The following is a 19,749-nucleotide window of genomic DNA, read 5'->3' on the forward strand; positions in this document are numbered from 1 at the left end:
GCGGTCAGCGAACATGCCGATCGCGCGCCTCTACGCCCTGATAGGGGAAATCGGTGAAGAAGCCATCCACACCGGCCGCGAGATGGCGCGAAATCTCCTCGCCCAGCCGCCCGTGCCCGGCCGGGTTGATCCCGCCGCGCAGCCCTGAAGGAAGGAAGAAATTCTCCGCGCGGAAGGTCCAGGGATGGACCTTGAGGCCCGCCGCATGCGCGTCCGCCACCAGCGGCGTGACGGTACCGTCGGCCTTCACCGCCATCACCTTGGCCGGGCCGATGCCGGCGGCATAGGCGGCGACCGCCTTCAAGCCCTCGGGCGTGATCATCGCCGCATAGCTCGGCTGCGCGCCATCGGCGGGGCCGCCTTCCGCATCCATCAGCTGGATCAGCGGCACCTTCGTCAGCTTTGCCAGCGCCTTGAGGTTGTTCACTTCGAACGACTGGATGAACACCGGCGCATCGGCACGGTCCCAGTCCGCAGCCCCGAGCTCAGCGACCAACGCCGCCTCCAGCGGCAGGCCGATCGAGGCGAAATAGCTCGGGTGCTTGGTCTCGGGGTAGATGCCGATCGTGCGGCCGGTCTTTGCCGAGGCCGATTTGGCGAGAGCGATCACCTCGCGCAGCGTCGGCACCTCGAACTGGCCGTCGAACTTGGTATTGCCGCGGCGGAGCAAAGGCAGCCGCTCCTTCGCACGCAGCGTCTTGAGTTCGGCGAGCGTGAAATCTTCGGTGAACCAGCCGCTATGCCTGGTGCCGTCGATCGTCTTGCTCGTCTTGCGATCCCTGAATTCGGGCCGCGAGGCGACATCGGTGGTATCGGTGATGTTGTTCTCGTGCCGAGCGACGAGCTGACCATCCCGCGTCATCACCAGATCGGGTTCGATGAAGTCAGCGCCCTGCTCGATCGCCAGTTCATAGGCGGCAAGCGTATGCTCGGGCCGCTCGCCACTGGCGCCGCGATGCGCGATGACGATGGGCTTCTGGGCAGGCATGGTCGCGTCCTTCGCGGCGGCGGGAACCGCGACCATAGTCAGTGCAAGCACGGCTCGCCACAGGTCCGGCATCTCCCTATCTCCTTCAAATCGCCCGATCGGCTATTCGATTCGCATGACAGCATTGAGGCAGCCCATGATTCAGCCCGAACGCGTCGCACTGGTGCTGCTGGCTGCAGGCCGGTCCCGGCGCTTCGGCGGCGCGGACAAGCTGATGGCGCCCTATCTCGGGCGTCCGCTGGGATTGCATGTCGTGGTCGCGCTCGAGGGCGTGCCGTTCTGCGAACGGGTTGCGGTGGTTTCCGGCACCCGGCTTGATCTGGCGGCATGCGGGTACCGGATCGTTCGCAATGACGATCCGGAAGCGGGCCTTGGCCGGTCGCTGCGCCTCGGGATCGAAGCCGCATGTGCGGGGGCGGCAGAGGCGGTGCTGATCGCCTTCGCCGACATGCCGCGCGTCACCGCGACCCATGTCTATCGCCTGCTCGACCGGGCCGAGGGACCAGACGCAATCGTGGCGTCAAGCGACGGTGTTATCCCGCGCCCGCCAGTCCTGTTCGGCGCTGCACATTTCGACCGGCTTTTGCGCAGCACGGACGACATGGCCGTGCGCGATCTGGTGAAGCAGGGACATCATGTCGTCACCTCCCCCGCCGAACTGGTGGATGTCGACACACCCGGAGACCTGGCGAAGCTGATCCATGGATAGCCAGGCGCTGGCGATCGCATTGGGCCTGTTCTCGGCGTTCACGCTGGCACTCGCCAATACGGCGGTGAAGAAGGGGCAGGACATCCTCGCCGGCCGCGCGACCTTGTCGTCGATCGCGGCGCTGTTGGTCGCCCCGTTCGCGCTGATCGTACCGCTCCCGAACGCCGCGACCTGGCAAGCGCTGGCCTGGGCGATCCCGGCGCATTTCTTCTACCAGATCTGCCTGATCCGGGCGATGCAACGCGGTGAACTGAGCCTTGTCTTTCCGATCATGCGCGGTGCAGCTCCGTTGCTGACGGCAGGGTTCGCGGTTGTGATTCTGCGCGAGCATCTACCCGCGATCGGCTGGCTCGGACTGTTGATCGCGACCGGCGCGGTGATCGTCTTCGCGCTTCCCGCACGCGGTGTCTCCTTACGCGCGCATCCCGACAAGGCGGCGATGGGCTGGGCGCTGGCCACGGCGCTGGGGGTCGCACTGTACAACATGACCGATGCGCGCGGCGTGCGCGTGGCGCCCGATCCCTTCACCTATATCGTCTGGCTGTTCATGCTCGACGCCATCTGCGTGACCGCGACCGCGCTGATCCTGCGGCGTCGCGAGTTGCGGCGCGCGATCGCCGAGACCTGGCGAACCGGCGCCATCGCGGGCGCACTCTCGATCGCCTCGTTCGGGGCAGCACTCTACGCCTATTCACTGATCGAGGTCGCCAAGGTCTCGGCGCTACGCGAGACCGCAGTGGTCTGGGCGGCAGTGATCGGCACGCGCTTCCTGGGCGAGGGGCTGGGGCGGCGACGCATCGTCGCGGCGATCACGCTCGCAGCTGGATTGGTACTGCTCCAGTTTAGCTGACTATTCGTGCCGAAGCGCGTCGATCGGGTTGAGGCTCGCCGCGCGGCGCGCCGGGAAGAAGCCGAACACCACGCCAATCGCCGCAGAGATGAGGAAGGCGATGACGTTGATCTGCAGGTCGAACGTCCACGGCACCTGCATCAACGGCGTGATGATGGCGATCACCAGCTGCGCGAGCGCCAATCCGATCACGCCGCCGAGCATCGACAGCACGATCGCCTCGACCAGGAATTGCAGCAGCACCTCGCTTGCGATCGCGCCGATGGCGAGGCGGATACCGATTTCGCGCGTGCGCTCGGTCACCGACACCAGCATGATGTTCATGATCCCGATCCCGCCGACGATCAGGCTGATCCCGGCGACCGCCGCGACGATCTGGGTCAGCAAGGTGGTGGTACCGGTCAGCGTCGCGCTGATCTGCGCGGTGTCGAAGATGTTGAAATTGTCCTCCGCCCCCGGCTCGATCCGCCGGCGCTCGCGCAGCAGATCGCTGAGCGACGACTGGACCTGCGCGCTGTCATAGGCCTGATCGACGCCCACCAGCATCAGCCTGATGTCGCGATTGCCCGTGAAGCGGCGCTGGACCATCTTGATCGGCATGATCACGACATCGTCCTGATCGCCGCCGAAGCCGGCCTGGCCGCGGGTCGAGAGCGTCCCGATCACGTCGCACGAGATATTGTTGATCCGCATCCGCTGGCCCACGGCGCTTCCGCCGCGGAACAGGTTCTGGCGCACCGTATTGCCGATGATGCAGACCGACTTGCCCGCCGCTTCCTCGGCCGGGGAGAAGGCGCGGCCGGCGGTAAGAGGCCAGGGCTGGACCTTGAAGAAGTCATTGGTCGTGCCGTTGATCGTCGTCGACCAGTTGGCGCCTTCATGGATCGCGGTGCCGGTGGTCTGTGCCTGAGGGGCGACCGCGGTGACGCCGGCGATCTGCTCCTTCACCGCCTCGACATCGGCTTCCTCGAAATCGGGCGGTCGCGGACCGCCGCCGCCGCGGCCGAAGCCCTGGCCAGGACGCACCTGAAGGATGTTGGTGCCGAGGCTGGCGATCTGCTGCTGCACTGCCGCCGTGGTCGCCTTGCCCAAAGTCACCATCGCCACCACCGCGGCGACGCCGATGATGATGCCGAGCGTGGTCAGGAACGAGCGCAGCTTGTGCCGCAGGATCGACCGGATCGCGAGGGTGAAGGTGGTCCCGAGCATCAGGCTGGAACCCCCGCGCCGTTTCCAGCCTCGGTCCGTTCGACCAGCCCGTCCTTGAAGTGGACGATGGTGCGCGCGAACGCGGCCATGTCGGGCTCGTGCGTGACCATCAGCACGGTGATGCCGCTGTCCTTGTTGAGGCTGGTGAGCAATTCCATGATCTCGACCGAACGCGCCGAATCGAGATTACCGGTCGGCTCGTCGGCGAGCAGCACCGCGGGGCTGGTGACGATCGCGCGCGCGATCGCGACGCGCTGCGGCTGGCCGCCCGACAGCTCGGCCGGGGTATGATCCCACCAGTCGGCAAGGCCGACCTTTTCCAGCGCTGCCATGCCCAGCTCATGCCGGACCTTCTTGTCCTCGCCCCGATAGAGCAGTGGCAGCTCGACATTCTCGAGCGCATTGGTGCGCGAGAGCAGGTTGAACCCCTGGAACACGAAGCCGAGATATTTGCGCCGCACCAGCGCTCGCTGGTCGCGATCGAGCGTCTCGATATACACGCCCTTGAAGAGGAACTCGCCGCTGGTCGGCACGTCGAGGCAGCCAAGGATGTTCATCGTCGTCGATTTGCCCGACCCCGAAGGCCCCATCACCGCGACGAAATCGCGCTCGGCGATGTCGAGATCGACCCCCTTGAGCGCCTGGAACGCCGTCGCCCCCTCGCCGAACACCTTGGTGATGTTGCGCAGACGGATGATGGGATCGGCGTCAGCCACCCGTAGCGCCCCCACCGCCCTGCCGCCGCTGACCGCCGCCGCCGCCGGACTTGCGCTGGCCGGAACCGGAGCGCTCACCTGCATATTGGCCGGTGATGACCTCCATCCCTTCCTTGAGGTCGCCCGAGAGGATTTCGGTGACCTGGCCGTTGGTGTCGCCGGTGGTCACCTCGATCGCCTGCGGCTTGCCGTCGGCACCCTTCACATAGACTGTCTGGCGGGCGCCGCGGCCGATCGTCGCCGACTTCTCCGCGCCGCCCTGCCCGCGCCGCCCACGACGGGGAACCAGTGCACCGGCCATGCCGCCGCCCGCCTGCGGTGCATTCGCGTCGGTGGGAGTGAAGCGCAGGGCGGCGTTGGGCACAAGCAGGACGTTGTTCTTCTGCAGCGTGACGATTTCCGCGGTCGCGGTCATGCCCGGGCGCAGCTTCTGCTCGGCATTGGCCACGCTGAGCGTGGCGCCATAGGAAACCACCTGCGCGCTCGTGGTCGAGGAGGTAGACGACGATGTGCTGGTCTGCGCCGAGAGGTTCGATCCGACATCGACGCGCCGGATCGCCGCCGGGAAAGTCTCGCCCGGGAATGCATCCACTGTGAAGTTCGCCTTCTGCCCGTCCTTGACCTGGCCGACATCCGCCTCATCGATCGCGACCTCCAGCTCCATCGCGCTCAGATCCTCGGCGATCACGAACAGCGTCGGGGTGTTGAACGAGGCCGCGACGGTCTGGCCAGGTTCGACCTGCCGCGCGAGCACGACGCCATTGACGGGCGAGCGGATGATCGCCTTGTCGCGCTGGGTCTGGTTCGAACGCAGCGCGGCCTGTTGCGAGACGACCTGCGCCTGGCTGGCGCGTAGTGTCGCCGCCGCGCGGGCGAGGGCCGCGCGGGCATTGTCCATCTCGGTCTTGGCCGGCACGCGTCCGCCCGACAGGCGGCTCACTTCCTGGAAGCGGTTGAGCTGGGCGCGCGCCTCGATCACCGTCGCCTGATTCTGCGCGACCGTCGCTTGCGCCGCGGCGACCGCCGCCTCGCTCTGCTTGATCGTGTCGTCGAGGCGCGAGGGGTCGATCAGCGCGAGCGACTGGCCCGCGGTCACGCGATCGTTGACGTCCACGAGCACCTTGGTGATCAGGCCCGAAAGTTCCGAACCGACCTGAACCTGATTGGTCGGCGCGAGCTTGCCGGTGGCCGAGACGGTGACGGTCAGCGCTCCGCGCTCCACCTTCTGCGTTGCGTAACCCGCCTGCTCACTGCTCGCGAAATAGCGCCACAGGCCGAACGCCACCGCGATCACCACAAGCACGAGCGCGATCCATTTGGCGTAGCGCTGCCACACCGGGGTCACCTTGCCGCCGAGGAATTCATCGAGCTTGGGGTTTGCTGGTTCGGCCATCAATTCTGTCCTGGCGTAGAGGGCGCGGGAACGCGCTCCGGCATGGGGATGGTGCCCGCGTCCCAGCCGCCGCCGAGTGCGAGATAGAGCTGGATCAGCGCCGTCGCCTGATCCGAACGCGCCTGAAGCAGCCCGTTGCGCGCAGAAATCAGCGCGGATTCGCTCTGGCTGAGCGTCAGGAAATCGGCGAGGCCGGCGCGGTACGAGCTGCGCGAGAGGATCGCGCTGTTGTTCGCCGCATCGAGCGCGATCGTGAACTCGCGCTCGCGGCGCTGTGCCGCCTGCAGCGCGACGACCGCATTCTCGACATCCTCGAGCGCGTTCAGCACCGTCTGCTTGTAGCCGTAGAAGGCGCCGTCCGCCGCCGCCTGCGCCGACCGGATCTGCGATCGGGTGCGCCCCGCATCGAAGATCGTCTGCGCGATGTTGGCGAAGACGCGGCCGGTGATGACGTCGAAGATACCGCCGAGGTTGGGCGCGCCGGCATCGATGCTTCCGCCCAGCGAGAGCGAAGGATAAAGTCGCGCCTCCGCCACGCCGATCCCCGCTACCGCCGCGGCAAGGCTGCGTTCGGCGGCGCGCACATCGGGGCGCTGGCGCAACGTATCGGCGGGGATGCCCACTGCGATCGCTGCCGGCCCTTGTGGAACCGGGCGCGCCGCTTCCATCTCGCCCTTCAGCGCGCCGGGGGCCTGCCCCGTCAGCACGCCGAGCCGGGAAACCGCATTGTTGTAGCTCGCCTCGATATTGGGGATCGACGCCGCGGTCTGTGCGCGGCTGGCACGTGCCTGCTCCTGGTCGAGCGAGGAGACGAGGCCCGCCTGAACGCGGAAACCGGCGATCTCCAGATTGTCGTCCTGGATGGCGAGGCTGTCCCGCGCATTGGCAAGCTGCGCCTGCGCGGCGCGGGCGAGGATATAGTTGCGCGCGATCTCTGCCTGAGTGGAGATCAGCACCGTGGCATAGTCATAGCCGCTGGCGTCAAGTTGCGCGCGGCTGGCCTCGACACCACGACGGACGCCGCCGAACAGGTCGGCCTGATAATTGACATCGGCGCCGAGCGAGAAGCTGGACGTGCCGCCCGACTGGCCGGCAATACCTTCGGTCCGCGAAGCCCCGGCGCCTGCGCTGACATCAGGGAGGAGCGAGGCCCGCGACTGGACCAGCGCCTCGCGTGCCTGCCGCAGCCGGGCCACAGCCTGAGCGACATCGAGATTCTGCGTCGCCGCCTGTTCGACCAGCCGGGTCAGCAACGGGTCGTCGAACACTGCCCACCATTGGCGAAGGTCCGCTTGCGCCTCTTGCCGCGCTTCGACCGAGTAAGCGGACGGCACGCCCAGCTCGGACGCGCCTTTCGGCCGGTAATCCGGCCCGGCGGCGCAACCGGCGAGCGGCAGCGCGATGAGCGTCATCAGGATCGTCGGACGGGTCATCATGCCTCCGAAACTGGTCAGGTCAGCCGGTCGCGTCCATCAAAACATTGTCGCAAATTGTACACCCCGGGGTTTGAACGCCGCCGAAACGATCCGGTTGCGCGCCGTTACCAGCTGCCGAAGCCCGGAGCCAAACCCAACCCGTCAGGCCCCGACCGTTCCACCCGCCCCCAGCCGTAGCGCGCGCGCTTGCGCAGTCGCAGCGCGGGCCATTCGCCGGTCGAGGTCCGGCCGGCAAGCCGCAGGCCCTGTCGGCGATAGGCATGGGCGACGCGCTCGGTCTGCGTCTCCAGCAACCCGGCCAGCACCAGCGTCCCGCCCTCGGCCAGCGCGGCGCTGATGCTCGGCGCCAATTCGATCAGCGGCCCGGCCAGGACATTGGCGATGATCAGGTCATAGGGCGCACGGTTGAGCAGCAGCGGATGCTCCAGCCCCGGCGCCGCGGCAAGCGCGAGCTGCCCCATACCGACGCCCAGCGGCACGCCGTTGACGACGGCATTCTCCGCCGTCACCTCGACCGCGACCGGATCGATGTCCGATGCGGTGGCATAGGCGCGCGGCCAGAGGTGCATCGCGGCGAAGGCGAGCAATCCCGTGCCGGTGCCGACATCGATCAGGTTGCGCACCACCTCGCCCCGTGCGCGCATCGCGTCGAGCGTGCGCAGGCAGCCGCTGGTGGTCTCATGCGTGCCGGTGCCGAAGGCGCGCCCGGCCTCGATCAGGAAGGTCTTGGCGCCCTCCGGCACGTCGCCGCGATTGGTGCCGGTATGGACGTAGAAGCGACCGGCGTGAACCGGCTCGATCCCCGCCTGGCTCAGCGTCACCCAATCCTCGTCGGGCAGCTTCTCGACCAGCGGCTTGGCCTTGCCAGCGCTCGGTACCAACGTTTGCAGCGCCGCGATCTCGGCCTTGCCCGGCTTGCTCTCGAAATAGGCCTCTATCTGCCAGGCGAGCGGATCATCGGGGATCGTCTCGCTGGTCAGCAGCACCGGCGCCGGATCGATGCCGAGCAGTTCGGCGCCCTCGAAATCGATCGCCTCAGCCTCGTCGCGAGTACAGGGAAGCGTGATCTTCCAGCTGCTCATCGCACGTAGCTCGCACCGTTCACGTCGAGCACCGCGCCGGTCATCGATGCGGGTGCCTCGAGCGCGCAGAACCGGGCCATCGTCGCCACCTCCTCGGGCATCGCCACGCGGCCGAGCGGGATGTCGGCGAGCAGCTTGTCGCCGCCGCGGCTCGCCATATAGTCGTCGGCCATGCCGGTCATGGTGAAGCCGGGACAGATCGCGAAGGCCAGGATGCCTTCACGCGCGAAACCGCGCGCGATGCTCTTGGTCATCGCGACCACGCCCGCCTTGGACGCCGCATAATGCCAGTGCGCCGGGCTGTCGCCGCGATAGGCGGCGCGGCTGGCGATATTGACGATCCGCCCGCCGCGCTTGCGCTCATGCCAGTGGCGGACGGCAAGCCGCGAAAGCTGTGCGGCGGCAGTCAGGTTGACCTGCATCGTCCGCTCCCAAACGGCGAGCCATTCGTCGTCGTCGAGATCGACCGGCGCCGCTTCGAAGATGCCGGCATTGTTGATCAGCACGTCGATCCGCCCGTCGAGCTGCTCGAGGGCAGCCTCCCACAGTGCGCGCGGGGCGGCGGGATCGGTGAAGTCCGCGGGGATGCCGCTCGACGTGCCCTGCCCCACCGCCTTCGCATTGGGCAGCTTCAGCGCTTCGAGGATGGCTGCGCCGATGCCGCGGCTGGCACCAGTGACGAGAATGTTGATGGTCATCCCCGCCCTCTACCCGCTCGGATCGAGCGAAGTCGAGATATGTGAGATCAGGCCGCGACCGATGCCGAAAAGCTGCCCGCCGCGTCCTTGAGCTGCCCGAGCCGTTCATCGATCTCCCCGAACTCGCGCTGGAGCGTGTCGATCTCGTCAGCGACGCTCTTGGTATCCTCGCGGATCGCCCCGATCGTCGCGGACATCGAGTCGGCGGCGAGCGCAGTCTCGTCCACGGCAGCGGTGATCGCGGTGACGGTCTGGGCCTGGATCTCCATCGCGGTGCGGATGCGGTCGGCCGAAGCCTGAACCTCCATCACCGTGTCGCGGATCGAGGCATTGGTATCCACCGTGCCCTTGGTCGCCGACTGGATCGCCGCGATCTTCGCCGCAATATCGTCGGTCGCACGGGCGGTCTGGTTGGCGAGGCTCTTCACCTCTTGCGCCACCACCGCAAAGCCGCGGCCGGCGTCACCGGCACGGGCAGCCTCGATCGTGGCGTTCAGCGCCAGCAGGTTGGTCTGCCCGGCAATGTCGCGGATCAGGCCCAGGATCGATTCGATCGACTTGGCGTGATCGGACAGCATCTCGCTCATCGCCACCGCCTCGCCCGCCTGCGCAGACGCCCGCGTCGCGATCCCCGCCGCTGCCTCGACCTCGGTCCGCGCATCCTCGATCGCGCGGATCAGGCCCGCCGCAGTATGCGCCGCCTCGCGCATCGCCACCGCCGATTGCTCCGCCGCGGCTGCGACTTCGCTGGTCTTGCCGAGCATGCCTCGCGTGGAATCCGCTGCACCGCGCGCCTGCCCGCGCACCTTGGCGCCAAGCGTCGTGGTTAGCTCGATCGTTCCTGCGATCTCGCCCCGGAACTGCTCGCCCCGCGCCCTCCGCTCGGTGCGCGCCAGTTCGGCATCACGGGCGCCGAGCTGCGACGCCATGAAGTCGGCTTCAAGCAGCGACATGCGCTGCGCGACATCGACCAGCTGGGCGAACCGCGCCGGATCGTTGCTCAGCCGCTCGCGGATGATCTCATGTGTGCGGGTATGGGCATAGGCAAAGGCGGAGAGCAGCGCCGAAAGCGGGATGCGAGAGCGATGCGCGTCATCGGCATGCTTAGACGCCATCTTCAGCCAGGCTTCGTCGAACGGGCGCTGGAACTTGGCCGCCATATAGTCGGCGCTCGCGCGCACCTGGTCGCGCATCCGCTGGCCGGTGAAATAGTCTCGGACATGCGCCGTCGCCTCAAGCGACAGATAATGATCCCAGAATGCCTGCGAGACGCGCCCGAAATCGTCGCCGATCAGCGTGGCGATATCGGCACAGCCGGCCCGGATCGCGCCATCCCAGTCATAGTCGCGGATCCGCTCGGCAATGGGACGGCTGCGGCCGCTCCATTGGCCGAGCTCCTTCGCTCCGGCCATCCATCCCCTCCATAGTCTCTTTTATGCGGCGACTTTTGCGACGAACTCGCCCGCGCTGTTTCTGAGCGTGCCAAGCTGGCCGTCAAGCGCAGCAAAGCCCTGCCCGACCCGGTCGATCTCGCTCGCAACCGCCTCAGTATCCTCGCGGATCGCCCCGATCGTCGCGGACATCGAGTCGGCGGCGAGCGCAGTCTCGTCCACGGCAGCGGTGATCGCGGTGACGGTCTGGGCCTGGATCTCCATCGCGGTGCGGATGCGGTCGGCCGAAGCCTGAACCTCCATCACCGTGTCGCGGATCGAGGCATTGGTATCCACCGTGCCCTTGGTCGCCGACTGGATCGCCGCGATCTTCGCCGCAATATCGTCGGTCGCACGCGCGGTCTGGTTGGCAAGGCTCTTCACCTCCTGCGCCACCACCGCAAAGCCGCGGCCGGCGTCACCGGCACGGGCAGCCTCGATCGTCGCGTTCAGCGCCAGCAGATTTGTCTGCCCGGCAATGTCGCGGATCAGGCCCAGGATCGATTCGATCGACTTGGCGTGATCGGACAGCATCTCGCTCATCGCCACCGCTTCGCCCGCCTGCGCCGACGCCCGCGTCGCGATCCCCGCCGCCGCCTCGACCTCGGTCCGCGCATCCTCGATCGCGCGGATCAGGCCCGCCGCAGTATGCGCCGCCTCGCGCATCGCCACCGCCGATTGCTCCGCCGCGGCTGCGACTTCCGATGCCTTGCCCAGCATCCCGCGGGTCGCACCCGATGTCAGCGTCGCCTGCGCGCGCAATGCCTCGCCGTCGCGTGTGGCCTGCTCGACGGTGATCCCGATCGATTCGCGGAACTCCGCCGCCAGCTGGTCGCGCGATGCGCGGGCATCATATTCGTTATAGGCTGAGTAGAGGGCAGTGTAGATTTCGCATTCCATGGAGCGCAGGCGGAACAGCAGGTCGATGATCGGGGTCAGTTCGGGCGAACCGCCGAGCCGCCGGTTGAGGATATCGAGCGTCGCGCGCCCGCCCGCGTCGGTCATCGAAAGGATCGCGGTGAGCGATACGTCCTGCGCATAGGCCGCCGCGACGGTGCGCTCGGCCGACTGAACCCAGTCGAGCCCGGTGAGATTGGTATAGCGGTTGCGCAGATAGGCGATGCCCAGCTCGATCATCCGGTCATGGTCGTGCTGTGCGATCGTCTTGCGATCGCCGTAGAAGCGCTGCCACTGCTCCCAATGCGCCGCCGCCACCACCGCCGCGTCGGGCTCGAGCGCGGCCCAGAGCTGGCGTGCCAGGGCATGATCGGGATCGGTCAGGTCGAACAGGCGCAAGCGTTCGCGCAGATCGAGCGTCGGGCTGACACTCCCCACCGGTGGCATCTGCTTGCTCGATGCGGATTCGCTCACGATTCGACCCTTGTTGAATTGCCCGATTGCCGAGAGACAGTCCCGACCCTTTCACCGGCCTAAGGGAGAAGGGTTAAGGCCCGGTTAGCCACGCATCCGCCTTGCGGCTTGCATCGATGGCCGCTCTGTCTCATTAGGCGCGCAACTCGACAGGGGAACCTTGGCCTTGGCATCCGCCCGCAACGAAAACCGTCCGCTCTCGCCCCATCTTCAGGTGTGGAAATGGGGTCCGCATATGCTGGTCTCGATCCTGCACCGCGTCACGGGCTCCGGCATGGCGACGGTCGGCGCGATCGTCTTCCTCGCCTGGCTCGGCGCGCTCGCCGGCGGCAAGGAATGCCATGACTGGTTCATGGACCTGCTGACGGTGAAGTCGGGCGCGCCCAACATCATCGGCTATATCCTCGGCATCGGCCTGACGCTCAGCTTCTTCCAGCACATGATGACGGGCATCCGCCACTTCGTGCTCGATGCCGGCGCGGCGTTCGAGCTGAAGGCCAACCGCAATTTCGCGATCCTGACGATGGTGGTTTCGGTGACGCTGACCGTGCTGCTTTGGGGGTATCTGAGCTACGACCGCCTGCTTGCGCCGCCGGTCGCGAATGCACCGATCCAGGTGGAGACGAAGTAATGGGCAACGGAACCAGCATCGGCCGCGTGCGCGGTCTCGGCTCGGCGCATGAGGGCACGCACCATTGGTGGCAGCAGCGGCTGACCGCGGGCGCCAATCTGGCGCTCATGCTGTGGCTGATCGCCAGCCTCGTCCTGCTGCCCAGCCTCGACTATGCCACCGTTCAGGCCTGGCTCGCCTCGCCGCTCGCCGCAGTGCCGATGATCCTGCTCGTGATCAGCGTCTTCTATCACCTCAAGATGGGCCTTCAGGTCGTGATCGAGGATTATGAGCGCGACGCCCGCCGCATCGTGCTGATGACGCTGCTCAACTTCTTCGCGATCGCCGCCGCGGTCTTCGCGATCTTCTCGATCCTCAAGATTTCCCTCACCGGAGCCGCCGCATAATGTCCGCAGCCTACAAGATCATCGACCACAGCTACGACGCCGTCGTCGTGGGTGCCGGCGGTTCGGGCCTGCGTGCGACGATGGGCTGTGCCGAGGCCGGCCTCAAGACGGCCTGCATCACCAAGGTGTTCCCGACCCGCAGCCATACCGTGGCGGCGCAGGGCGGCATCGCCGCCTCGCTGGGCAACAACTCGCCGGACCACTGGACCTGGCACATGTTCGACACCGTCAAGGGATCGGACTGGCTCGGCGATCAGGACGCGATCGAATATATGGTGCGCGAGGCGCCCGCGGCCGTGATCGAGCTCGAGCATGCCGGCGTGCCGTTCAGCCGCAACGACAACGGCACGATCTACCAGCGCCCGTTCGGCGGCCACATGCAGAATATGGGCGAAGGCCCCCCGGTGCAGCGCACCTGCGCCGCGGCCGACCGTACCGGCCACGCCATGCTCCACGCGCTCTACCAGCAGAGCCTGAAGTATGACGCGGACTTCTACATCGAATATTTCGCGCTCGACCTGATCATGGAAAACGGCGCCTGCCGCGGCGTCATCGCCATGTGCATGGAAGACGGCTCGATCCACCGCTTCCGCAGCCATGCCGTCGTCCTCGCCACCGGCGGCGGCGGCCGCGTCTATCAGTCGGCGACCTCGGCGCACACCTGCACCGGCGACGGCAACGGCATGGCGCTGCGCGCCGGCCTCGCGCTGCAGGACATGGAGTTCGTCCAGTTCCACCCGACCGGCATCTACGGCGCGGGCGTGCTGATCACCGAGGGTGCGCGCGGCGAAGGCGGCTATCTCACCAACTCCGAAGGCGAGCGCTTCATGGAGCGCTATGCCCCCTCCGCCAAGGATCTCGCCAGCCGCGACGTCGTCGCGCGCTCGATGGCGATGGAGATCCGCGAGGGCCGCGGCGTCGGCAAGGAAAACGACCACATCTTCCTTCACCTCGATCATATCGATCCCAAGGTGCTGGCCGAGCGCCTGCCAGGCATCACCGAGACCGGCAAGATCTTCGCGAACGTCGACCTGACCAAGAAGCCGCTGCCGGTGGTGCCGACGGTCCATTACAACATGGGCGGTATCCCGACCAACTATCATGGCGAGGTCGTGCAACTGCGCGACGGCAACCCCGATGCGGTCGTCCCCGGCCTGTTCGCGGTCGGCGAAGCGGCCTGCGTCAGCGTCCATGGCGCCAACCGCCTCGGTTCCAACTCGCTGATCGACCTGGTCGTGTTCGGCCGCGCCACCGGCCTGCGCCTCAAGGAGACGCTCAAGCCCAACACGCCGCACAACCCGCTGCCCAAGGGTTCGGAGGAGTTCGCGCTCACCCGGCTCGACCATTTCCGCAACGCCAAGGGCGGATCGTCGACGGCGGAGATCCGCAAGGACATGCAGAAGACGATGCAGCGCCATTGCGCCGTGTTCCGCGACAGCGCGCTGTTGTCCGAAGGCGTCCAGCACATGGACCAGGTCTACAAGCGGATGGAGGACATCGACGTCACCGACCGCTCGCTGATCTGGAACACCGACCTGATCGAGACGCTGGAGCTCGACAATCTGATCGGCCAGGCGCTGGTCACGATCAAGGGCGCCGAGAACCGCAAGGAAAGCCGCGGCGCTCACATGCACGAGGACTTCCCGGATCGCGACGACGCGAACTGGATGAAGCACACCGTCGCGACCTTCGATGGCTGGGGCGGCAAGGGCGGCGCGACGTCGATCGACTACCGCCCGGTCCACGAATACACGCTCACCGACGAGGTCGAGTACATCAAGCCGAAGAAGCGGGTGTATTGAGGTGGTGCGGGCCCCGGCCCGCATCACCTTGACGATCCCTGGGAGCGCACTCACTTTCCCCGTAGATCACGGGGGAAGTCGATGCGTTCGATGTTGCTGCCGCTTGTCGTCCTGTTCGCGCTGTTCCCGGCGTCGGCATCGCAGCAGCAACCCTATGCAGCCCCTCAGCATACTGCCCCGCCCCCGCTCGCCGTCGCCCGCTTGACCCCGGTCGAGATCGGCCAGCAGGCCGATGGCGGGACCCAGATCGAGCGCGACCGGCCCGCGCGCCACGCGCTGGCCGAGCATCGCCGGATGGCCAGGGCGCTCGCCCCGCTGCTTCCCCAGCGCAAGGGGGTGATCGATGCCTATGTCGTCTCGGTGGCGCTCGACAGCGATCCGGTGTTCGGGCGCGAGGCGCGTGAGGCGGGCAAGGTGCTCGCCCGCCGCTACGATGCCGCGGGCCGCACGATCGTGCTCGGCGGCAGCGAGGGATCGGCACCCAGCCCGCTGCCGATGGGGTCTCCGGCCAATTTCGAAGCCGCGCTGGCGCGGATCGCCGAGCTGATGGACCCGGCCGAGGACGTGCTGGTCCTCTATGCCACCAGCCACGGCGCGCCGTTCGGCATCGTCTATAATGACGGCAATGAAGGCTGGGGCGCGATCTCGCCCCACCGCCTCGGCTATCTGCTCGGCGAATATGGCATCCAGCGACGGCTGCTGATCGTCAGCGCCTGCTATTCGGGCGTGTTCGTACCGGTGCTTCGGGGGCCGCAGACGATGATCGTCAGCGCCGCGGCATCGGACCGTCCTTCCTTCGGCTGCCTCGCGGAGAACGACTGGACCTTCTTCGGCGACGCGCTGATCAACCGCGCGTTGCGCAAGCCCCAGCCGCTCGGCCCCGCAGTGACGGAAGCTGCCGGCCTGATCGCCGGATGGGAACGGCAGGCCGGCCTCGAGCCATCGTTGCCCCAGCACGACAAGGGCACCGGTGTCGACGCATGGCTCACACCGCTCGAAGCGCGAATGCCCAAGGCCACAACCGCGCCGGTCGGCCGCCCGTCTGCCGAGAGTCTCGCCGCGGTACGGCGCTGATCTTTGGCCCTGTCTGTTCGAAGCGTTTGCAGCACCGGCCCCGCTTATGTATCTGACCGTCCAAATCGAGGGGCCGGTACGTCACGCCGCGCCCCGTCTGACACGGTACGGGGTTTCACATGGCTGATTTCGCTCTTCCCAAGAACAGCAGGATCACGAAGGGCAAGAGCCACCCGGCGCCGGCCGGCGCGAGCCGTACCAAGACCTTCACCATCTATCGCTACGATCCCGACTCGGGCGAGAATCCGCGCTACGACAATTTCGTCATCGACCTCGACGATTGCGGGCCGATGGTTCTCGACGCGCTGATCAAGATCAAGTCCGAGATCGATCCGAGCCTCACCTTCCGCCGCTCGTGCCGCGAAGGCATCTGCGGATCGTGCTCGATGAACATGGATGGCAAGAACGGCCTCGCCTGCACCACCGCGATCGAGGATATCAAGGGCGACATCCGCATCACCCCGCTGCCAGCGATGGACGTGATCAAGGACCTCGTCCCCGACTTCACCCATTTCTACGCGCAATATGCATCGATCCAGCCCTGGCTGAAGACGGTCAGCCCGCCGCCCTCGGGCAAGGAACGGCTGCAGTCGCCGGACGACCGCAACAAGCTCGACGGCCTCTATGAGTGCATCCTTTGCGCCTGCTGCTCGACCAGCTGCCCGAGCTATTGGTGGAACAGCGACCGTTTCCTCGGCCCGGCGATCCTGCTCCAGGCCTATCGCTGGCTGGCCGACAGCCGCGACGAAGCCACCGGCGAGCGCCTCGACGAGCTGGAAGATCCCTTCCGCCTCTATCGCTGCCACACGATCATGAACTGCGCGAACGTCTGCCCCAAGGGCCTCAGCCCCGCCAAGGCGATCGCGGAGATCAAGAAGATGGAAGCCGAGCGGATCGTTTGATCGCGCGCGCCGCTCTCGCCCTGCTGCTGGCCGCGATCGCGGTTCCCGCCGCGGCGCAGGAGGCCAAGCCGGTCGCGCCGGGCATATGGCTGATCGAGGGCGGATATGAGCCGGGCCGTCAGCCGGACGGCAACTCGGTATTGATCGAGGGCCCAGCCGGGCTGCTGCTCGTCGATACCGGCCGCCATGCCAGCCAAGTGGCGAAGATCGAGGCAGCGATCACCGCACGTGGCAAGCCGCTGGTGCGGATCGTCAACACCCATTGGCACCTCGACCATGTCAGCGGCAACCTGACGCTCCGGGCGAAGCATCCTGGTATGCGCGTCTCCGCCAGCGATGCGATCGACGGCGCCCTCACCGGCTTCCTCAAGCGCAGCGCCGAGTCCGCCCGCCCCGCACTCGACGCCGGCAATATCCCCGAGCCGATGGCCAGCGAGGTACGCGGCGATCTCGCGACCTTCGAACGTGGCACCGAGCTGAGGCCCGACGATGTCGTCCGCAGGAACGGCACGATCGACGCAGGCGGGCGGAAGATCGAACTGCGTCTGGCCCGTAACGCCGCGACCGCGGGCGACGTCTGGCTCTATGACCCGCAGAGCCGCATCCTCGTCGCGGGCGATCTGGTGACGAATCCCGTCCCCTTCCTCGACACCGCCTGCCCCGATGGCTGGCTGAAGGCGCTCGAGGAAGTTGCGGCGACGCCCTTCGCCACGCTGATCCCGGGGCACGGCGCGCCGATGGACCGCCCTGCTTTCGACGCGTGGAAGCAGCGATTCATCGGCCTTCTCGACTGCGCGCGCGGGAAGGAGAAGGCGACCTATTGCGCCGACCGATGGCAGGATTGGTCCGTTGGCGGCACACCGCCCGCCGACAAGCTGCGCGTGCTCGCCATGATCCCCTATTATGTCGAGCGCATCCGCAGCGGCGAACTGGACAAGAACTGCCCCAAATGAACGCAGAACCGCATTTCACCTTCACCGACGATCCCGACCATCCCGGCTGGAAGCGCTGGGAGCTGCGCGATCCCACACGCTTCAACGCCTTTCTCGGCCCGATCCTGACCCGGGTCGAGGACGGCAAGGCACTGGTGCGGATGGTGCCGGCGCGCGAGCACTCCAACCTGCGCGACTCCACCCATGGCGGCGCGTTGCTCGGCTTCATGGACGTAGCCCTGTTCGCCGCTGCACGCAGCTTCGGCGTGCTCTCGGCCGGCGGCGCGGTGACGCTCGACCTGTCGGCGCAGTTCATCGGTACCAGCATGATCGGCCAGCCGATCGTCGCCGAGGTCGAGTTGCTGCGCGAAACCGGCCGCATGCTGTTCATGCGCGGGCTGGTGAAGCAGGAGGCGAACGTCCTCGCCAGCTTCTCGGGCACGGTGCGCAAGTCCTCGCCGCCCAAGTCGGATACATGACCAAGGTTCTTGAAAAATATCAGGCGCTGGTCGCCGCTGGCGAGCTTCGCGCCGATCCCGATCAGGCGGCGGCCGCGCGCCGGCTCGACCATCTCGCGCACGAGCTGGAAACCGGGCCGCGCAAGGGCAGCGTACTGTGGCGCCTCGCCCGCCGCGCGCCCGAGGCGCCCAAGGGCGTGTACATGTGGGGCGGTGTGGGGCGCGGCAAGTCGATGCTGATGGACCTGCTGTTCCAGACGGTGAAGATCGAGCGCAAGCGCCGCGTCCACTTCCACGAGTTCATGATCGAGGTCCACGCGCGCATCGCGGAGGAGCGCAAGAAGGAAGCCGGTGACCCGATCGTGCCCGTCGCCAAGGCGCTGACCCACAATCTCCGCCTGCTCGCCTTCGACGAGATGGTGATCAACAACGCCGCCGACGCGATGATCCTCTCCCGCCTGTTCACCGCGATGGTGGCCGAGGGGTTGACGGTGGTCGCGACCTCCAACCGCCCGCCCGACGATCTCTACAAGGACGGGCTTCAGCGCGATTCCTTCCTGCCGTTCATCGCGCTGCTCAAGGACAGGCTCGACGTCCTGCCGCTGAACGGCCCGACCGACTATCGCCGCGATCGCCTCGGTCTGATGGACATGTGGCTGGTCCCGAACAGCCCCGCGAACACCGCCACCCTGTCCGCCGCATTTTTCCGCCTCACCGACTATCCGGTCGAGGATCGCGCCAATGTGCCGTCCGAGGATCTCGAAGTGCAGGGCCGCACGCTGCACGTCCCCAAGAGCCTCAAGGGCGTCGCCGTCTTCTCGTTCAAGCGGCTGTGCGGTGAGGCGCGCGGCGCCGCCGATTATCTCGCCATCGCCCGCCGCTATCACACCGTGATCCTCGTCGGGATCCCCCGCCTGGGGCCCGAAAACCGCAACGAGGCCGCGCGCTTCGTCACGCTGATCGACGCGCTCTACGAGCACAAGGTCAAGCTGCTGGCGATGGCCGACGCCTCACCGATGGACCTCTACCGCGAGGGCGACGGCAAGTTCGAGTTCGAACGTACCGTCAGCCGCCTGATGGAGATGCAGTCGGAAGACTATCTGGCGCAGGGGCATGGCAGCGCGGGCTGACCCTCACCCCGCCACCGCCCCCGCCAATTCCGCCCCCGCCCGGTCAGGCCATAGAGCGGCAGCGGCGGAAACCGGTCCTCCAGCCGCCGCCGCACCAGATCCTGCCCGATCATCGCCTGCAAGGTTAGCGAGAGCGCGCGCGGCGTCACCGGCGCGAGCCGCGTCTGAAGCGCGTTGAACCGGGTCCACTCGTCCTCCAGCCCGCCCGCCACCGGCAGCGTCCAGCGCGACAGGTCGGGCGCTTCCAGCCCCAGACGTATCCGCACCCCCTCTATCCGTTCGCACGCCGCGCCGATCGCGCGCCCGGCGTCGCTCAGCACATATTCGGGGCGCAGCGGGTGGCCATAGCCGGGGTTGGGCATCACCCAGCCCTGTTCGCGCAGATAGGCGAGCGTACGCGTCAGGCTGTTGCGCGACAGGCCGAAGCGCCGCTCGATCACCGCGAAGCGCGATCCCTGGTCCCGGCTGAGCAACGCCAGCACCGGGATCGCCCAGCGGCTGGCGCTCAGCAGCTGCAATACCGCAGGTGAAAGAACCGGATCGTTCACGGAC

General features: G+C 67.2%; 20 protein-coding genes. 10 read left to right on the top strand and 10 right to left on the bottom strand.

From position 1 onward, the window contains the following. Nucleotides 1-4: 4 nt before the first annotated feature. Nucleotides 5-1,060 (bottom strand): glycerophosphodiester phosphodiesterase, encoded by a 1,056-nt coding sequence (locus BDW16_RS06485; RefSeq protein WP_083954343.1) that lies wholly within the window; start codon nt 1,058-1,060, stop codon nt 5-7. A gap of 64 nt (nt 1,061-1,124) precedes the next feature. On the opposite strand from BDW16_RS06485, the gene BDW16_RS06490 reads away from it, so the two are divergent. Next, complete coding sequence (locus BDW16_RS06490) at nt 1,125-1,697, top strand: nucleotidyltransferase family protein (protein ID WP_066579689.1); 573 nt, start codon at nt 1,125-1,127, stop codon at nt 1,695-1,697. Then, a complete protein-coding gene (locus BDW16_RS06495; protein ID WP_066579686.1) occupies nt 1,690-2,547 on the top strand; it encodes a DMT family transporter in 858 nt (285 codons plus the stop codon). The genes BDW16_RS06490 and BDW16_RS06495 overlap by 8 nt, the downstream gene beginning before the upstream one ends. On the opposite strand, the gene BDW16_RS06500 is transcribed toward BDW16_RS06495, so the two are convergent. The 8 genes from BDW16_RS06500 to BDW16_RS06535 form a co-directional block, all read right to left on the bottom strand. Continuing rightward, nucleotides 2,548-3,756, bottom strand: a complete 1,209-nt coding sequence (locus tag BDW16_RS06500) for an ABC transporter permease (RefSeq protein ID WP_066579683.1) — start codon at nt 3,754-3,756, stop codon at nt 2,548-2,550. It lies immediately after the preceding gene. Next, entirely contained in the window at nt 3,756-4,556 is an 801-nt protein-coding gene (locus BDW16_RS06505; protein WP_083954342.1) for an ABC transporter ATP-binding protein, read from the bottom strand. The genes BDW16_RS06500 and BDW16_RS06505 overlap by 1 nt, the downstream gene beginning before the upstream one ends. Then, the gene (locus BDW16_RS06510; RefSeq protein WP_066579682.1) at nt 4,465-5,865 is read right to left on the bottom strand and encodes an efflux RND transporter periplasmic adaptor subunit; all 1,401 of its coding nucleotides are present in this window, start codon (nt 5,863-5,865) and stop codon (nt 4,465-4,467) included. The genes BDW16_RS06505 and BDW16_RS06510 overlap by 92 nt, the downstream gene beginning before the upstream one ends. Beyond that, nucleotides 5,865-7,298, bottom strand: a complete 1,434-nt coding sequence (locus BDW16_RS06515; protein WP_066579711.1) for an efflux transporter outer membrane subunit — start codon at nt 7,296-7,298, stop codon at nt 5,865-5,867. The genes BDW16_RS06510 and BDW16_RS06515 overlap by 1 nt, the downstream gene beginning before the upstream one ends. Nucleotides 7,299-7,405: 107 nt before the next feature. Continuing rightward, nucleotides 7,406-8,383 (bottom strand): 50S ribosomal protein L11 methyltransferase, encoded by a 978-nt coding sequence (locus BDW16_RS06520; RefSeq protein ID WP_066579679.1) that lies wholly within the window; start codon nt 8,381-8,383, stop codon nt 7,406-7,408. Further along, entirely contained in the window at nt 8,380-9,081 is a 702-nt protein-coding gene (locus tag BDW16_RS06525; RefSeq protein ID WP_066579676.1) for an SDR family NAD(P)-dependent oxidoreductase, read from the bottom strand. Before BDW16_RS06525 ends, BDW16_RS06520 begins: the two co-directional genes overlap by 4 nt. Nucleotides 9,082-9,128: 47 nt before the next feature. Further along, nucleotides 9,129-10,493 (bottom strand): methyl-accepting chemotaxis protein, encoded by a 1,365-nt coding sequence (locus BDW16_RS06530; RefSeq protein ID WP_066579673.1) that lies wholly within the window; start codon nt 10,491-10,493, stop codon nt 9,129-9,131. A gap of 21 nt (nt 10,494-10,514) precedes the next feature. Further along, the gene (locus tag BDW16_RS06535) at nt 10,515-11,855 is read right to left on the bottom strand and encodes a methyl-accepting chemotaxis protein (protein ID WP_100362841.1); all 1,341 of its coding nucleotides are present in this window, start codon (nt 11,853-11,855) and stop codon (nt 10,515-10,517) included. A gap of 193 nt (nt 11,856-12,048) precedes the next feature. On the opposite strand from BDW16_RS06535, the gene sdhC reads away from it, so the two are divergent. From sdhC to zapE, 8 genes are all read left to right on the top strand, one after another. Beyond that, nucleotides 12,049-12,513: a succinate dehydrogenase, cytochrome b556 subunit gene (gene sdhC, locus BDW16_RS06540; RefSeq protein ID WP_075151310.1), complete on the top strand. Its 465-nt coding sequence runs from the start codon at nt 12,049-12,051 to the stop codon at nt 12,511-12,513. Continuing rightward, complete coding sequence (gene sdhD / locus BDW16_RS06545) at nt 12,513-12,899, top strand: succinate dehydrogenase, hydrophobic membrane anchor protein (RefSeq protein ID WP_066579648.1); 387 nt, start codon at nt 12,513-12,515, stop codon at nt 12,897-12,899. Before sdhC ends, sdhD begins: the two co-directional genes overlap by 1 nt. Further along, a complete protein-coding gene (sdhA, locus tag BDW16_RS06550; RefSeq protein WP_066579647.1) occupies nt 12,899-14,701 on the top strand; it encodes a succinate dehydrogenase flavoprotein subunit in 1,803 nt (600 codons plus the stop codon). The genes sdhD and sdhA overlap by 1 nt, the downstream gene beginning before the upstream one ends. A gap of 81 nt (nt 14,702-14,782) precedes the next feature. Further along, nucleotides 14,783-15,775, top strand: a complete 993-nt coding sequence (locus tag BDW16_RS06555; RefSeq protein WP_066579644.1) for a C13 family peptidase — start codon at nt 14,783-14,785, stop codon at nt 15,773-15,775. A 119-nt stretch (nt 15,776-15,894) separates the two neighbouring features. Beyond that, nucleotides 15,895-16,677: a succinate dehydrogenase iron-sulfur subunit gene (locus BDW16_RS06560; protein ID WP_066579642.1), complete on the top strand. Its 783-nt coding sequence runs from the start codon at nt 15,895-15,897 to the stop codon at nt 16,675-16,677. Further along, on the top strand, nt 16,674-17,630 hold the full coding sequence (locus tag BDW16_RS06565; protein WP_066579639.1) for an MBL fold metallo-hydrolase: 957 nt from the start codon (nt 16,674-16,676) through the stop codon (nt 17,628-17,630). The genes BDW16_RS06560 and BDW16_RS06565 overlap by 4 nt, the downstream gene beginning before the upstream one ends. Continuing rightward, complete coding sequence (locus tag BDW16_RS06570; RefSeq protein WP_066579636.1) at nt 17,627-18,088, top strand: PaaI family thioesterase; 462 nt, start codon at nt 17,627-17,629, stop codon at nt 18,086-18,088. Before BDW16_RS06565 ends, BDW16_RS06570 begins: the two co-directional genes overlap by 4 nt. Next, complete coding sequence (zapE, locus tag BDW16_RS06575; protein WP_066579634.1) at nt 18,085-19,197, top strand: cell division protein ZapE; 1,113 nt, start codon at nt 18,085-18,087, stop codon at nt 19,195-19,197. The genes BDW16_RS06570 and zapE overlap by 4 nt, the downstream gene beginning before the upstream one ends. Here zapE and BDW16_RS06580 read toward each other — a convergent pair. Then, nucleotides 19,164-19,745: a winged helix-turn-helix transcriptional regulator gene (locus BDW16_RS06580; protein ID WP_198585773.1), complete on the bottom strand. Its 582-nt coding sequence runs from the start codon at nt 19,743-19,745 to the stop codon at nt 19,164-19,166. The two genes, zapE and BDW16_RS06580, sit on opposite strands and share 34 nt — an antisense overlap. Nucleotides 19,746-19,749: the final 4 nt, after the last annotated feature.

This window comes from Sphingomonas koreensis (assembly GCF_002797435.1).
GTDB classification, from domain to species: Bacteria; Pseudomonadota; Alphaproteobacteria; order Sphingomonadales; family Sphingomonadaceae; genus Sphingomonas; species Sphingomonas koreensis.

Coding starts and splice junctions, on each gene's coding strand:
- BDW16_RS06530 (WP_066579673.1), bottom strand. CDS start 10,493: ATGGCCGGAGCGAAGGAGCTCGGCCAATGGAGCGGCCGCAGCCGTCCC.
- BDW16_RS06560 (WP_066579642.1), top strand. CDS start 15,895: ATGGCTGATTTCGCTCTTCCCAAGAACAGCAGGATCACGAAGGGCAAG.
- zapE (WP_066579634.1), top strand. CDS start 18,085: ATGACCAAGGTTCTTGAAAAATATCAGGCGCTGGTCGCCGCTGGCGAG.
- sdhA (WP_066579647.1), top strand. CDS start 12,899: ATGTCCGCAGCCTACAAGATCATCGACCACAGCTACGACGCCGTCGTC.
- BDW16_RS06485 (WP_083954343.1), bottom strand. CDS start 1,060: ATGCCGGACCTGTGGCGAGCCGTGCTTGCACTGACTATGGTCGCGGTT.
- BDW16_RS06490 (WP_066579689.1), top strand. CDS start 1,125: ATGATTCAGCCCGAACGCGTCGCACTGGTGCTGCTGGCTGCAGGCCGG.
- BDW16_RS06555 (WP_066579644.1), top strand. CDS start 14,783: ATGCGTTCGATGTTGCTGCCGCTTGTCGTCCTGTTCGCGCTGTTCCCG.
- BDW16_RS06525 (WP_066579676.1), bottom strand. CDS start 9,081: ATGACCATCAACATTCTCGTCACTGGTGCCAGCCGCGGCATCGGCGCA.
- BDW16_RS06500 (WP_066579683.1), bottom strand. CDS start 3,756: ATGCTCGGGACCACCTTCACCCTCGCGATCCGGTCGATCCTGCGGCAC.
- BDW16_RS06515 (WP_066579711.1), bottom strand. CDS start 7,298: ATGACCCGTCCGACGATCCTGATGACGCTCATCGCGCTGCCGCTCGCC.
- BDW16_RS06520 (WP_066579679.1), bottom strand. CDS start 8,383: ATGAGCAGCTGGAAGATCACGCTTCCCTGTACTCGCGACGAGGCTGAG.
- BDW16_RS06570 (WP_066579636.1), top strand. CDS start 17,627: ATGAACGCAGAACCGCATTTCACCTTCACCGACGATCCCGACCATCCC.
- BDW16_RS06505 (WP_083954342.1), bottom strand. CDS start 4,556: ATGCAGGTGAGCGCTCCGGTTCCGGCCAGCGCAAGTCCGGCGGCGGCG.
- BDW16_RS06510 (WP_066579682.1), bottom strand. CDS start 5,865: ATGGCCGAACCAGCAAACCCCAAGCTCGATGAATTCCTCGGCGGCAAG.
- BDW16_RS06495 (WP_066579686.1), top strand. CDS start 1,690: ATGGATAGCCAGGCGCTGGCGATCGCATTGGGCCTGTTCTCGGCGTTC.
- BDW16_RS06535 (WP_100362841.1), bottom strand. CDS start 11,855: ATGCCACCGGTGGGGAGTGTCAGCCCGACGCTCGATCTGCGCGAACGC.
- sdhD (WP_066579648.1), top strand. CDS start 12,513: ATGGGCAACGGAACCAGCATCGGCCGCGTGCGCGGTCTCGGCTCGGCG.